At 63.5% G+C, this 14,449-nt stretch carries 10 protein-coding genes; 3 read left to right on the top strand and 7 right to left on the bottom strand.

Annotated features, from left to right (window positions below; all coding sequences use genetic code 11):
* Nucleotides 1-7: 7 nt before the first annotated feature.
* The 3 genes from phaC to CDV46_RS22600 form a co-directional block, all read right to left on the bottom strand.
* Nucleotides 8-1,768, bottom strand: a complete 1,761-nt coding sequence (phaC, locus tag CDV46_RS22615) for a class I poly(R)-hydroxyalkanoic acid synthase (RefSeq protein ID WP_087726048.1) — start codon at nucleotides 1,766-1,768, stop codon at nucleotides 8-10.
* A gap of 588 nt (nucleotides 1,769-2,356) precedes the next feature.
* Nucleotides 2,357-3,202, bottom strand: a complete 846-nt coding sequence (gene pgeF, locus CDV46_RS22605; protein ID WP_087725112.1) for a peptidoglycan editing factor PgeF — start codon at nucleotides 3,200-3,202, stop codon at nucleotides 2,357-2,359.
* Nucleotides 3,183-4,343, bottom strand: a complete 1,161-nt coding sequence (locus tag CDV46_RS22600; protein WP_087725110.1) for an RluA family pseudouridine synthase — start codon at nucleotides 4,341-4,343, stop codon at nucleotides 3,183-3,185. The genes pgeF and CDV46_RS22600 overlap by 20 nt, the downstream gene beginning before the upstream one ends.
* A 21-nt stretch (nucleotides 4,344-4,364) precedes the next feature.
* Here CDV46_RS22600 and CDV46_RS22595 point away from each other — a divergent pair, with 21 nt between their 5' ends.
* On the top strand, nucleotides 4,365-5,189 hold the full coding sequence (locus CDV46_RS22595) for an outer membrane protein assembly factor BamD (protein ID WP_087687106.1): 825 nt from the start codon (nucleotides 4,365-4,367) through the stop codon (nucleotides 5,187-5,189).
* Between the two features lie 157 nt (nucleotides 5,190-5,346).
* A complete protein-coding gene (locus CDV46_RS22590) occupies nucleotides 5,347-6,075 on the top strand; it encodes a glutamine amidotransferase (RefSeq protein WP_254916165.1) in 729 nt (242 codons plus the stop codon).
* Nucleotides 6,076-6,141: 66 nt separating this feature from the next.
* Here CDV46_RS22590 and CDV46_RS22585 read toward each other — a convergent pair whose 3' ends face one another.
* The 3 genes from CDV46_RS22585 to CDV46_RS22575 form a co-directional block, all read right to left on the bottom strand.
* Nucleotides 6,142-8,373 (bottom strand): ATP-dependent DNA helicase, encoded by a 2,232-nt coding sequence (locus CDV46_RS22585; RefSeq protein ID WP_087726046.1) that lies wholly within the window; start codon nucleotides 8,371-8,373, stop codon nucleotides 6,142-6,144.
* Nucleotides 8,374-8,507: 134 nt separating this feature from the next.
* Complete coding sequence (locus CDV46_RS22580; protein WP_058378251.1) at nucleotides 8,508-8,711, bottom strand: YdcH family protein; 204 nt, start codon at nucleotides 8,709-8,711, stop codon at nucleotides 8,508-8,510.
* A 74-nt stretch (nucleotides 8,712-8,785) separates the two neighbouring features.
* Nucleotides 8,786-9,619, bottom strand: coding sequence for a hypothetical protein (locus CDV46_RS22575; RefSeq protein ID WP_140413462.1), 834 nt, complete (start codon nucleotides 9,617-9,619; stop codon nucleotides 8,786-8,788).
* Between the two features lie 171 nt (nucleotides 9,620-9,790).
* Here CDV46_RS22575 and CDV46_RS22570 point away from each other — a divergent pair, with 171 nt between their 5' ends.
* On the top strand, nucleotides 9,791-12,142 hold the full coding sequence (locus tag CDV46_RS22570) for a Tex family protein (RefSeq protein ID WP_087687104.1): 2,352 nt from the start codon (nucleotides 9,791-9,793) through the stop codon (nucleotides 12,140-12,142).
* A gap of 78 nt (nucleotides 12,143-12,220) precedes the next feature.
* On the opposite strand, the gene CDV46_RS22565 is transcribed toward CDV46_RS22570, so the two are convergent.
* Nucleotides 12,221-14,113, bottom strand: coding sequence for a potassium transporter Kup (locus CDV46_RS22565; RefSeq protein WP_170935863.1), 1,893 nt, complete (start codon nucleotides 14,111-14,113; stop codon nucleotides 12,221-12,223).
* Nucleotides 14,114-14,449 lie beyond the last annotated feature (336 nt).

Here is a 14,449-nt window from a genome sequence, read left to right as displayed (position 1 = left end):
CTCCCGCTCAGGCTTTCGCCTTGACGTAGCGGCCGGGTGCCGGCTCGATGGGGGCATAAGCAACATTACCATACGACTTTGGCGCTTTGACGCGTTTTCCGGCGTAGCCGGCGAGCCAGTCGCTCCAGTCCGTCCACCAACTTCCCGGGTGCTCCGTGGCACCCGCGAGCCAGTCGCCGGACTCGACGCCCACGTCGTCATTGCGCCAATAACTGCGCTTCTTCTTGACCGGCGGATTGACCACCCCGGCGATGTGTCCCGACGCGCCAAGCACGAAGCGGCGCTCGCCACCCAGCAACGGCAACGAGCGGAACGCCGAGGTCCACGGCACGATGTGATCTTCCCGGGATCCGAACACATAGGCCGGGGCATCGATCGTTCCCAGATCAACTGGCACGCCGCAGGTCTGCACCACACCGGGCTGCTTCAGTTCGTTCTGCAAATAAAGATGGCGCAGATACCAGCAGAACATCGGGCCCGGCAAATTCGTGCCGTCGCCATTCCAGTAAAGCAGATCGAACGGCTGCGGCGCGTTGCCCTTCAGATAGCTGTCGACCACGTAGTTCCAGACCAGATCGTTCGGGCGCAGGAACGAGAACGTGTTGGCCAGCTCCACCCCGCGCATCAGACCCGGCGGCTGGCCGAGCGCGCCACCGATCGTCTTCTCGCGATACTGCACATGCGGCTCGTCGACGAACACGTCGAGCACGCCAGTATCGGAAAAATCCAATAGCGTGGTCAGCAACGTCACACTCGCCACCGGCGACTTGCGGCCGTTTTGGCCCTTGGCGGCGAACACGGCAAGCGCGGCGGCCAGCAACGTACCGCCGACGCAGAAGCCCAGCGCGTTGATCTGGGGCTGTCCGGCGATCTCACGCACGACGTCGATGGCCGCGATCGGGCCTTCGCCGACGTAGTCATCCCACGTCTTGTGCGCGAGCGATGCGTCGGGGTTGCGCCACGACACGACGAACACCGTGTGACCCTGCTCCACGGCGTAGCGCACGAGCGAGTTCTCGGGTTGCAGATCGAGGATGTAGTACTTGTTGATGCAAGGCGGCACCACCAGTAGCGGCCGTTGATGCACGGTCGGCGTGAGCGGCTTGTACTGGATAAGCTGGATGAGGTCGTTCTCGAACACGACCGCCCCTTCCGTGGTGGCAACGTTGCGCCCCACTTCGAACGCGGCCTCGTCGGTCTGCGATACCTTGCCCTTGCCCATATCGACGAGCAGATGCTGCATCCCGGCGAGCAGGCTGTCGCCGTGCGTCTGCACGAGACGTTGCTGCGCGTCGGGGTTGGTCGCGATGAAATTCGCCGGCGAGCTCGCCGCCACCCACTGCTCGACGGCAAAGCGAATTCGCTCGCGCGTCTTCGCGTCTGCGTCGACCAGCTCGGCCATGCGCATCAGAAAACGGCCGTTGAGCAGGTAGAGCGCTGCGGGCAATGCGTAGAACGGGTTACGCCAGCCGTCGCCGGCAAAGCGCCGATCGCCGAGCGGCGGTGCGTTATCGAGCCCGGGCTGATTGAAACTCGCGACGAGTTCGGAAAATTCACGCCCATATTCCGTCTGAAGCGCATTCAGACGCGCAGGGTCGACGTGCAGGGCGGACGGCTGCGGCAACTTGCCGGCGCTGCCGAACATTTCGAAGAGATGGCTGAAGGGATTCGCGGGATTCGCTGCACCGTGGGCGCTCGCGGTGGTCGGGCCCGCAGCGCCCGGCAACGCGCCGAACAGTTGTTGGGCGGCACTGAACCACTGCGACATGTCCTGAGCGGAGAGCGAAGCGGAGGGAAACTGCTGAGCAAACGACGCGGCAAACGAGGCCGGATCGAAGTTGGCACTGGGGCGATTCATGATAGCCTGAGCGTCACGTCCGTTGCGTTCACGGGCCAGTGCCCGAAACGCGGCGGCGTGCTACGCCTCGCGAGCGTTGCGCCCCGCCTGAAATGCATTCTTGCGTGCGAGCGCAGGCGTGTCAATGCTTGCGGCGTACGTCCGGTGGGAATTGTCCTGCCGCCCCGCCAATTTTTGAATGCGCGTTTGTCCCGATGCTGATTGTCGCTCTCGGCTGGCTCTATGTTCTGGCGATGGTCGCCATCACCGCCCCGTCGGTCTGGCTCGGCCTGTTCATCTTCATTGGCGGCGGGGTCGCGCCCGTAATGCTCTTGCTCTATATCGCCGGTGGCCGCATGCGGCGAGCCAGACGGCTACACCTTGAACGGCAATCCGAACTGCGACCCGATGACGCAGCGGCGGGCGAGGCCAATGCCGGCGTGACGCCCGTCATCGACCGTGACACAGATCCCACAGTCAGCGGCGCCGTCACACCCGCGTCATCAAATACACGACGGATTACGCCACCCGCCACACCAGCGCCGCCATCCGGCCAGTCGTCCGATCGCGGCGATACGAATAGAACCGCGCCGAATCGCTGACCGTACACCACTGCCCGCCTGACACGCTTGTCACGCCCTCGCGCGCCAACCGCAGGCGCGCCAGCGCATAGAGATCGGCCAGCGACTTGCCCACGGCAGGGTCGCCATGGGCGACAAAAGCCGCGAGCGTCGCATCGCGTTCGGCAGGCGTTGCGGCGTCAAGAAACGCTTCACGCACCTCCGGGCCAACCTCGAATGTCTGCGGACCAATGCACGGCCCGAGCCACGCGAGAACTTCGGCGCTTGCGCCCGTTTGCGGCAAACGCGCACGCAATGCCTGCACCGCTTGCTCGATCACACCGGCACAAAGCCCGCGCCAACCGGCATGCGCCGCCGCCACGGCCTGCCCCTGCGCATCGCACAGCAAGACGGGCATGCAATCGGCCACCATCACCGTGCTCGCCAGACCGATCGCATTCGTGGCACTTGCATCAGCCTGCAACGGATCGCCAGCGCGAACGGCGTCGAGTGCGTCTTGTGCATCGACCACACGCGGGCCGTGCACTTGCGCCACCCACGCCGACGGCACGCCGGTGCGCGATGCCAGCAACGCGCGATTCGTGGTGACCGCAGCGGGATCGTCATCTGCCTTGAATCCGAGATTGAAAGTGGCCTGCGGCCCTTCGCTTACCCCGCCCGCACGCGTCGTAAACACGGCACGCACGTTCGACGGCGCTGGCCAGTCAGGCACGATCCAATCATCGGGAAAGGCGTTCTGCTCACGTTCTCGCGCATGGTCTATGTTATGCAGGGAAGAAGTCATCGAGCGAATCGGGGAGGGTTGAGAAGTCGAATTCGAGGCCCAGCGCGGCCATGAGTTCACGCATATCGTCAGGCAACGGTGCCTGCCAGTGCATCGCGCTGCCGTCGACCGGATGAATCAGTCCCAGACGCCACGCATGCAGTGCCTGCCGTGAGAAATCGCCCGGCAATGCCGGACGTCGATGCCGTGGCTTATATAGCGGGTCGCCAAGCAGCGAATGTCCGAGGTGCGCGAGATGCACGCGAATCTGGTGGGTACGTCCGGTGTCGAGTGAGCACAACACCAGCGAGACCGGCGAGCTCTCCCATTCCGCGCTCGCCACGGTGACCACCCGGGTGCGGGCCGGCTTGCCGCCATTTCCGTGCACCACGGCCATACGGGTGCGCTCACGCGGATCGCGTCCGATCGGCGCGTCGACGACGGTACGCAACGGGGGGCGCCCCCACACCAGCGCTGCGTAGTGACGCTTGACGGTGCGCGCCTGCAACTGCCGCACCAGATCGGTCTGCGCAATCAGGGTGCGGGCCACGACCATCAGGCCGGACGTGTCCTTATCCAGACGATGCACGATACCCGCGCGCGGCAGATCGGCTGCCGCCTGCCCGTACCGGTGAAGCAGGCCGTTCAGCAAGGTGCCCGACCAGTTGCCGGCCGCCGGATGCACCACGAGCCCCGCCGGTTTGTTGAACACGGCGAGCGCGGCGTCTTCGTGAACGACATCGAGCGGCACCGGTTCCGGTGTAAACGCCTGTTGCTCAGGCAACGCTGCCGGTGTGATCGTGACCGCCTCACCACCCGCGACTTTCTGGCGAACTTTCGCCGTCACGCCGTCGAGCATCACGCGGCCGTCTTCGACCCACGCCTGTAACCGGCTACGGGAATACTCGGGAAAACATTGTGCGAGTGCCTTGTCGAGGCGTTCGCCAGCGAGTGCATCGGGGAGTGTGGCGACGAGCGGTGCGGCATCGTTAGCCCCTGCCACCGTGGCAGAGGTAGAATCGCTGTCGGAATTGGGGGTGCCACCGAGGGCACCTGGGAAAGCCACGGGAAGCGAATCGAGGTCGTCGTCAGACGAGTCCTCCGCATTTTCCGTGGCAAATGAGGCGGTTACGCTATAATCCGGCACTATTGAACGGGTCATCGAGAAGTGAAGCCAACGAGCATGCAAGCCCTGAAACTTGTCAAACATCTTACGCTGGCCGTTATTCTGGTCGGCGGCGTGGCCGCCTGCGGCATTCTGCCGGAGAAAGTCGACGAAACGGCCAGCTGGTCGACGAACAAATTATACTCGGAAGCCAAGGACGCCTTCGACGGTGGCGACTACTCCAAAGCCGCCAAGTATTATGAGTTGCTCGAAGGGCGCGACCCGTTCGGCCCGCATGCCCAACAAGCGCAGATCAACACCGCCTACGCTTATTACAAAGACAACGAGCAGGCTCAGGCGCTTACCGCCATCGACCGCTTCATCCGTCTGCATCCGGATAGCCCGTCGATCGATTACGCCTATTACCTCAAGGGCCTGATCAACTTCAATGACGATCTGGGTCTGCTCGGCCGCTTCTCGGGTCAGGATCTGAGCGAGCGCGACCCGAAGGCACTCCGCGCGGCGTACGACAGCTTCAAGTATCTGGTCGAGCACTATCCGTCCAGCAAGTACGCGAACGACGCCGCCCTGCGCATGCGCTACGCCGTCAACGCGATGGCCGCGCACGAAGTGCACGCCGCCGAGTACTACTATCGTCGTGGTGCATATCTGGCTGCCGTGAATCGCGCACAGAGCGCCCTGCAAGACTTCGACAAGGCACCGGCGCTCGAAGATGCACTGGGCATCATGATCAAGTCGTACGACAAACTCGGCATGACCGAACTGCGTGACGACACCCGCCGTGTGATGGAAAAGACGTATCCGAACAGCGGCTACCTGACGGTCGGTCATCGCATCGACGATGGCACCGGCAAGAAGTCGTGGTGGCAACTCTGGCGTTAATGTCGCACCAATGCTGCACTAATGCAGCATTGATTCGGCGCTGAACCAGCATCGGGTCGAATGTTCCAGCATCATCGAAAAGCCCTCGCTTGCGAGGGCTTTTTGTTTTCCGCTTACATTGTGGCTTTCACCGGATATTGCCTGAGGAGTTTGTCGCGTGAGTTCCCCCCCTTCTAGCGCCCTGCCCGCCAAAACCCTGCTCGCCCTGCGCCACGTGCATTTCGAAGATCTCGGTACGCTCGCGCCGTACTTCCAGCAACGTGGTTACGCGATCGAGTATGTGGATGTCCCCATTGCCGATTTGCGCGCGATCGATGCGCTGTCGCCCGATCTGGCGGTCGTGCTCGGCGGTCCGATCGGTGCATTCGACGAGGCCGTTTATCCCTTCGTTACCGATGAACTGGCGCTGGTGAAAGCGCGGCTCGATGCCAAAGCCCCCATGCTCGGAATTTGTCTGGGCGCGCAGTTGATGGCGCGCGCACTCGGTGCACAGGTGGCGCCGTTGGGTGTGAAGGAGATCGGCTACGCGCCCGTCGAACTGACATCGGCCGGTGAAGCCTCGCCGCTGGCCGCTTTGGACGACGTGCCGGTGCTGCACTGGCACGGCGACCAGTTCGACATTCCGCCCGGCGCCACACATCTGGCGCGAACCCACATCGGCGAGAATCAGGCGTTCTCGCTAGGCAAGCACGCGCTGGGTCTGCAATTCCATCTGGAAGCCGATGCTGCAAGCATCGAGTCGTGGCTCGTGGGGCATGCGTGCGAATTGGGAGGTGCCGGCGTGAACCCGGTGACGCTGCGTGCCGACGCGCGCGCCAACCAGGCGCGCCTCGCCGAGGCAGCGCCGGCCGTCGTGGGACGCTGGCTCGACTCGCTGGAAACCTGAGGCCTGAGGCATTGTCAACGCGAGGTGCGCTGAAGCCTCACAAGCCGTCGAAGCCGCCGAAGCCGATCAGGCCTCGGCGTCCGCCGCCATCTCGTCGAAGAAGCCACGCACGATCGGCAGTTCGCGCGTGCGCTTGAATGGCGGCAAGCTTTGCCAGATGCGCCGGCCATAAGGCTTATCGACCAAACGCGGATCACAGATCATCAGCACGCCGCGATCACGCTCGGAGCGAATCAAGCGGCCCGCCCCCTGCTTGAGCGTGATGACCGCCTGCGGCAACTGGTGCACGGCAAACGGGCTCAAGCCCTTCTTGGTCAGTGCATCGAGCCGGGCAGCAAGCACCGGATCGTCGGGCGGTGCGAACGGCAGCTTGTCGATGATGACGAGCGAAAGCGCTTCGCCGCGTACATCCACCCCTTCCCAGAAACTCTGGCTGCCGATCAGCACCGCATTTCCGAGTGCCCGGAAACGGTCCAGCAACTCGGTACGGCTCGCCTCGCCCTGCACGAGCAGCGGATACGGCCAGCCACGCCGGTCGAACTCTTCACGCAAACGCTCCGCCGAACGATTGACCGCTCGCAGCGTAGTACACAGCACGAACGCCCGGCCACCGCTCACCTCCAGCACCGGCAGCGCGGCATCCAGCACCGCATCGGTGAAGCCCGGCGCAGACGGCTGCGGCAAGCCGCGCGGCACATACAGCAGACTCTGATTCGGATAATCGAACGGACTCGCCAGCGTCAGCGACTTGCCCGCATCGAGCCCAAGTTGCGCGGCGTAGTGATTGAAATTGCCCTTTACCGAGAGCGTCGCCGACGTGAAGATCCATGCGCGCGGCGCGCCTGCCCGTTGCTTCGCGAAGATCGGCGCGATCGACAGCGGCGTCTGATGCAACTGCACCGCCTGCGAGAACACTTCAATCCAGCGCACCGTTTCGGGCGGCGTATAGGTCTTCTGCTTGCTGCCCTCGCCGTTTTGCGCGTCCGCTGACGCTTCGGCATCGGCCGCCGCGCGCGCGGCTTCTGCCTCACGCGCGATGGCCGCTTTCGCCGCCTTCTCGCGTTTGCCATCGGTCACACGCGGCGCGTCGGGATCGAGCAACGGCAACGGGGCTTCGCCCGGCGTGGGCGGCGTCGCCCCCGTCTGCCAGCGCTCAAGCTGTTGATGCAACTCCATCGCACGGCGCAGGCAAGCGCCGAGCGCTTCGGCGCGTTCCGCCTGATGCTGGAGTGTCTCTATCAGGTCCTGCAACGCGACGTCCACGCTATCGAGCGCGCCGAACAATTCATGATCGTCGGCCAACTGCGCCACCGACATGCGCGTGTTATCCGGCCCGAATGTCAGTCGCACGTCGCGTGCCGCCCGTTCGAGATTTGCCCCCAACTTCACCCAGTCGGCCGCATCGCGCGCATGAATCAGGCCTTCGGCCACGCAATCCCGCGCGAGCTCGAGAATCTGTCCAGTGGACACCGTTTCCCCGAAGAACAGCGTCGCTGTCTCGGGCAACTGATGCGCCTCGTCGAAGATCACGGTATTCGCGCTGGGCAGCAACTCGGCCATGCCCGTGTCGCGCAACATCACGTCGGCAAAGAACAAATGGTGATTGACCACGACGAGGTCGGCCTGCTGTGCCTCTTTACGGGCCAGCATTACAAAGCAATCCTTGTAACGCGGGCATTCCTGCCCCAGACAGTTGTCGCGCGTCGACGTCACCTGCGCCCAGATGGGTGCGTTCTCAGGCACGGACGCCAATTCGGCCTTGTCACCGCTTTTCGTGATCTGCGCGAACGTCACGATCTCACGCAACTGCGCGGCTTCATGGCGCGACGCGAAGCGCGCTTCCTGCTGCGCCCGTTCAAGGTAGTAGTGGCACAGATAATTCGAGCGGCCCTTGAGCATGGCCACACTCACCGGCACGGCAAGGGCGCGGCGCACCGTCGGAATATCGCGCGCGAAAATCTGGTCCTGCAAGTGCTTGGTGCCGGTCGAGATGATCGTCTTGCCGCCCCATAGCATGGCAGGCACGAGGTACGCGTACGTCTTGCCGGTGCCGGTGCCGGCTTCGGCAATCAGCGAGTCGTGCGTGTCCATCGCGGACGCCACCGCGCGGGCCATCTCGGTTTGCGGCTCACGCGAGCGATAGCCGTCGATGGCGCGCGCCAGCATCCCGCCGTCGCCGAAAATCTCCTCCAGTTCTCGCTCACGCCGCGCAGCAAGCGGCTTGAGTCCATGGAAGGTCGTCGTGTCGTCGGAAGTGGCGTCGTCGGGGGAATCGCTGGCAGTGGCGGTTGAATCGATCAAAACGGCAAATAAAACTCAAAGGCGCCGCGAATCGAGAACTGACGATTCGCGGCGCCGGCAATGAAAAAGTGTCGCGCAGACGGTTGGATTCACGTCACGCGGAGAAGGCGCTATGGCCGGTCCAGCCCGCGTCAGGCCGGCAGATCCGGCGTTTGCTGCACTTGCAGCAGGGTAATGGTGTCCTTGATTTTCAGACGGCGCTTCTTCAGGCGCGTGACTTGCAGTTCGTCGTACGTCGGCTCCGTCAGCAACTTGTCGATCAGGAAGTCGAGATCGCGGTGTTCGATCTGCAACTCGATGATGCGGCGTCCAATGGAGTGAAGATCGTGCTGCATCGTGGCAACTCTCCTGCAACTCTCAAGTGATGCCGGCACCGGCCACATTGGCCGGCCCGGTGGCCCGGCCTCGCTTACTGTCCGGGCAGCGCCTTTTGCGCCGGCGTGTTCCCCGACTGCGACTGATTTTTACGCTCGTCGGACTTCTTCTGGCGCTCGATGGCGTCCGCCTGCTTCTCGCCGTACTTCCGTACGTTTTCGGCACGCTCGGCAGCCTTCTGATCCGCCGTCGCCTTCGCTTCATCGAGCTTCTTCTGCTGCTCGGCCTGCTTGGCATTGTACTGCTCGCTATTGGCCGCGCGCTGTGGCGCCTGCCCCGTGCGCTCGGTCACACGCTGCTGATATTCGGCCTGCTTGGCCTGATAGTCCGACACGTTCTGCGCCCGCTCGGCGGCGCGCTGCGGTGCTTCGGCGGCCGTTTGTGCGCGCTTCGCTTCCAGACGCTCATCACGGTCCGCCGCGCGCGCCTTGCGCTCGGCGTCTTCCAGCACCAGACGCTGGCTCCGCACGGCCTTGAGGGCTTCGCGCTGTTCGTCGCGCGCCTTGTCGACGCAGTAGTTCACGAAGAACTTCGACGCGCATTCGTACTTCGCCTGCTGGAAGCGATAGTCGATCCACGCGCGCTGACGCTCGAGCACGGCGCGGCGCCCCGCGAAGTCGTCGTCATCCGGATGCATATCGAGCTTGTCGTCGTACGCGACCGGCTTGTCGTCCTCAGCGGCCGCAGCCGCCGAGGCGCTGCTGGCCGGCGACGGCGTGCGATCGGCCGTGGCGTCGAAGGGGACATGGGGCACGCGAATCTGATCGGTCGTGCGGCCCGCGGCTTCGACAGCCGAAAGTCCCTGCGCGAACGACGCGGAAGGCAAAGCAACGATGGCTGCGACGGCAGCGGCCGCCACGGCCGTCATCGCACCAAATGCAGCGAATGACGTACCAGCGCGACGGCGCGAAAACAATTTTGCGAAGGAAATCATGAGGTTGGGCAGAGTGATGCCAAATTTTAGCATTGCCTGCCCGGACGCGCCCGCGGTTTATGGCAAAATGCCCCGCTCCTGGCACTTGGGTAATTCGCAACACTCATGACGCAAAACGTAGCCCTTCAGATCGTTCAACGCATCGCCGCCGAACTCAGCGTGCAGCCACGCCAGGTCGCCGCCGCCGTGCAATTGCTGGACGAAGGCGCCACCGTGCCCTTCATCGCGCGCTACCGCAAGGAAGTGACCGACAACCTCGACGACACGCAACTGCGCACGCTCGAAGAGCGCCTGCTGTACTTGCGCGAACTCGAAGACCGTCGCGCCGCGATCCTCGCAAGCATCGAGGAACAAGGCAAGCTCACCGACGAGCTGCGCACGGCCATCGTGGCCGCCGAGACGAAACAAACGCTCGAAGACCTGTATCTCCCGTACAAGCAAAAGCGCCGCACCCGCGCGCAGATCGCCCGCGAAGCCGGCCTTGAGCCGCTCGCCCACGCACTGCTCGCCGACCCGACGCTCGACCCGCAAACCGAAGCCGCCAAATTCGTCGACGCCGAGAAGGGCGTGGCCGATGTGAAGGCCGCCCTCGACGGCGCGCGCGACATTCTCTCCGAGCAATTCGGCGAGACGGCCGAATTGCTCGGCAAGCTGCGCGACTACCTGTGGAATCAGGGCGTGGTGTCGTCAAAGGTGATCGAAGGCAAGGAAAACGAGGAAGGCGAGAAATTCCGCGACTACTACGACTACGCCGAGCCGATCGCTTCGGTGCCGTCGCACCGCGCGCTCGCCCTCTTCCGTGGCCGTAATCTCGGCATCCTGATGGTCAAGCTGGGTCTTGGCGAAGAACTCGACGTGCAGGTGCCGCATCCGTGCGAAGGCGTCATCGCCGGCCATTTCGGCATTCGTAACCAGAGCCGTGCCGCCGACAAGTGGCTGGGCGACGTGTGTCGCTGGTGCTGGCGCGTGAAGGTGCAGCCGCATCTGGAATCCGAATTGCTCACGCAAATGCGCGAGAGCGCCGAAAGCGAAGCCATTCGCGTGTTCGCGCGCAACCTCAAGGCGCTGCTGCTCGCCGCACCGGCGGGCCCGAAGAGCGTGATCGGTCTGGACCCGGGCCTGCGTACCGGCGTGAAGGTGGCCGTCGTGGACCGCACGGGCAAGCTGCTCGGCACGGACACGATTTATCCGCACGAGCCGCGCCGCGACTGGGACGGCTCGCTCGCCCGTCTGGCCAAGGTGGTTGCTGCGACCGGCGCAGAACTGGTCAGCATCGGCAACGGCACGGCCTCGCGTGAAACCGACAAGCTCGCGCTCGAACTGATCAAGCGTCACCCGGAACTGAAGTTGCAGAAGATTGTGGTGTCGGAAGCCGGCGCCTCGGTCTATTCGGCCTCGGAATTCGCGGCCAAGGAATTCCCGGAACTCGACGTCTCGCTGCGTGGCGCGGTGTCGATTGCCCGCCGTCTGCAAGATCCGCTGGCCGAGCTGGTGAAGATCGAGCCGAAGGCGATTGGCGTCGGTCAGTATCAGCACGACGTGAATCAACGCGAACTGGCGCGCATGCTGGACGCCGTGGTCGAGGATTGCGTGAACTTCGTCGGTGTCGACGTGAACACGGCCTCGGCGCCGCTACTCGCCCGCGTGTCGGGGTTGAACAGCACGCTCGCGAAGAACATCGTGGACTTCCGCGACAGCAATGGTCCGTTTGCCAGCCGCGAGGCCCTCAAGAAGGTGCCGCGTCTGGGCGACAAGACGTTCGAACAGGCCGCCGGCTTCCTGCGCGTGAACGGCGGTGACAACCCGTTGGACCGCTCGTCGGTCCACCCGGAAGCCTACCCGGTGGTCGAGCGCATTCTGGCGAAGATCAAGAAGAGCATCGGCGACGTGATGGGCAACGGTTCGGTGGTGCGCAGCGTCTCCGCGACCGAGTTCGTCGACGAGCGCTTCGGTTTGCCGACGGTGAAGGACATCCTGACCGAACTGGAAAAACCGGGCCGCGATCCGCGTCCTGAATTCAAGACGGCGACGTTCCAGGAAGGCGTGGAAAAAATCACCGACCTGAAGCCGGGCATGCAACTCGAAGGCGTGGTCACGAACGTGGCGGCATTCGGCGCGTTCATCGACATCGGTGTGCATCAGGACGGTCTGGTGCACGTCTCGGCCATGTCGACCAAGTTCATCAAAGACCCGCACGAAGTCGTGAAGGCCGGCGATATCGTGAAGGTGAAGGTGTTGGAAGTCGACCCGCGTCGCCAGCGTATTTCGCTGACGATGCGCCTGAACGACGACCTGCCGGTGGCCGGCGAGAACGATCGTCCGGGCGCGGGTGGCGGCGGTGGCGGCCATCGCGGCGGTGGTAATGGTGGCAACCGCAGCGGCGGTGGCGGCCAACGTCAGCGTGAACCGGAAACGGTGAACGCCATGGCAGCCGCGTTCGCCAAGCTCAAGCGCTAAGTCAGTCCGGCATAAGAAAAAGCCCGCGATCTTCGGATTCGCGGGCTTTTTTCTTGACGCTCAGATCGCTTACGTCGATTAAATCTCGATCTTCGTCCCCAACTCGACCACCCGGTTCGCCGGGATGCTGAAGAAGTCGGTCGGCTTGGCCGCGTTCTGATGCATCCATGCGAACAGGCGTTCGCGCCAGATCGACATCCCCGGCAGCTTGGTCGGCACCACGGTTTCGCGGGCCAGGAAGAACGACGTATCCATCAACTCGAAATGCATGTCGGTCTTCTCTTCGAGCAGATGCAGCACCTCCTTCACGTCCGGCGTTTCGTTGAAACCGAAGGTTGACACCACGCTATACAAGCCGCCCGTGTGGTCCTTCACTTCCATGCGCTTGTCGTCTTCGACGTACGGCACGTCGACCGTGCGGAACGTCAGGAAGATGGTGCGCTCGTGCAGGATACGGTTGTGCTTGAGGTTATGCAGCAAGCTCACCGGCACCAGCGTGTTGCCCCCGGTCAGATAGATCGCCGTGCCCGCCACGCGATGCGGCGGATGGGCCAGCAACCCTTGCAGGAACGGTCCCAGCGGAATACCGTCGGCAGCCGTGCGCTCACGCAGCAACTGGCGCCCCTTGTGCCACGTCATCAGCATGAAGAACAGGAACGCGCCGAGCGCCAGCGGCAGCCAGCCGCCCTCTTCGACCTTGATCAGGTTCGCGCCAAAGAACGCGAAGTCGACCACGAGGAAGCCGGTAATGATCAGCGCCACCAGGAACTTGTTCCAGTTCCAGACCTTGACCATGACCACGCACGCCAGAATCGTCGTAATCACCATCGTCGTCGTGACGGCAATACCGTACGCCGCCGCGAGGTTGCTCGACGACTTGAACGCCAGCACGATCCAGATGATCACCAGCAGCAGCGACCAGTTGATCACCGGCATATAGATCTGGCCGATTTCGCGATCAGACGTATGCAGGATCTTCATGCGCGGCACGTAGCCGAGCTGAATCGCCTGACTGGTCAGCGAGAACGCGCCCGAGATCACGGCCTGCGATGCAATCACCGTCGCCGCCGTAGCCACCACCACCAGCGGCAGCAGTGCCCAGTCCGGTGCCATCAGGAAGAACGGGTTCTCGATCGCCTTCGGGTTGCTCAGCAGCAGCGCGCCCTGACCGAAGTAGTTCAGCACCAGCGCCGGGAACACCAGCGCCGTCCATGCGAAGCGAATCGGACGGATACCGAAGTGCCCCATGTCGGCATACAGCGCCTCGGCACCGGTCAGCACCAGGAACACCGAGCCCAGCACGATGTAGGCCTGCAAGGCGTGCGTATGAATGAAATGGATGCCGTAGTACGGGTTGATGGCCTTGATGATCTCGGGCGCCGCGAACATGTTGTACACGCCCAGCACGCCGAGAATCACGAACCACACGACCATCACCGGACCGAACAGGCGGCCCACTTTGGCCGTGCCCGACTTCTGCATCGAAAACAGAATGATCAGGATGACGATGGTGATCGGCAGCACGAACCGTGTGAGCGATGGCGCCGCGATTTCCAGCCCCTCGACCGCAGACATCACGGAAATGGCCGGTGTGATCACCGCATCGCCGTAGAACATGCAGGCCCCGAACATCCCCAGCATCATGAGCACGGACGCCCACTTGCTGCCCGCGCGCACGCTGCGAAGGCTCAGCGCCATGAGCGCGAGCACGCCGCCCTCGCCCCGGTTGTCGGCGCGCATCACGAACAGCACGTACTTCAGGGAAACGACAATGACCAGCGCCCAGAACAGCAGCGAGATGATGCCGAACACGGCTTGCTGGTTAAACGGAATGCCGTGTTGCGGATCGAAACATTCCTTGAGCGCATAGAGCGGGCTGGTGCCGATATCGCCGAAGACGACGCCAATGGCTGCGACCATCAGCGCAGGCATGGGCTGAGGGCGATGCCCCTGTCGTATGGTTTGCGTCATAAGGTTTGGGTAATCGCTTTATTGCGCTGCACAAAATGGGCGCTATTCTAACTGGCTGCCGAGTCCCTAGCTAGTCGGGACGGCCCCCGAGTGCCGGACGCCACACACGACACGTTCGCCTAGGATAATTGCAGCCGCGCCCCGTGACCAGCGCGCCGCCACGTGGTTTTCCCGGGGCCGCAAGGCACCCCGGGCGCACCGGGGCAACGCGCTTTTCCCGGCAATTCGAGTTGCAAATGCGAGACATGCGCGATTCGCTGGTCGACAGTCCCGGCAATTGCGTGTAGCGAAAGGGGCATCCTTCTCGATTCCCCATGAAAAAAGCCGCCCGAAGGC

The sequence above is a fragment of the Pandoraea sp. PE-S2T-3 genome (assembly GCF_002179965.1).
In the GTDB taxonomy this organism is placed as follows: Bacteria; Pseudomonadota; Gammaproteobacteria; order Burkholderiales; family Burkholderiaceae; genus Pandoraea.
The sequence above is the reverse complement of the archived record's forward strand: the minus strand, read 5'-3'. Positions and strand labels throughout refer to the sequence as shown.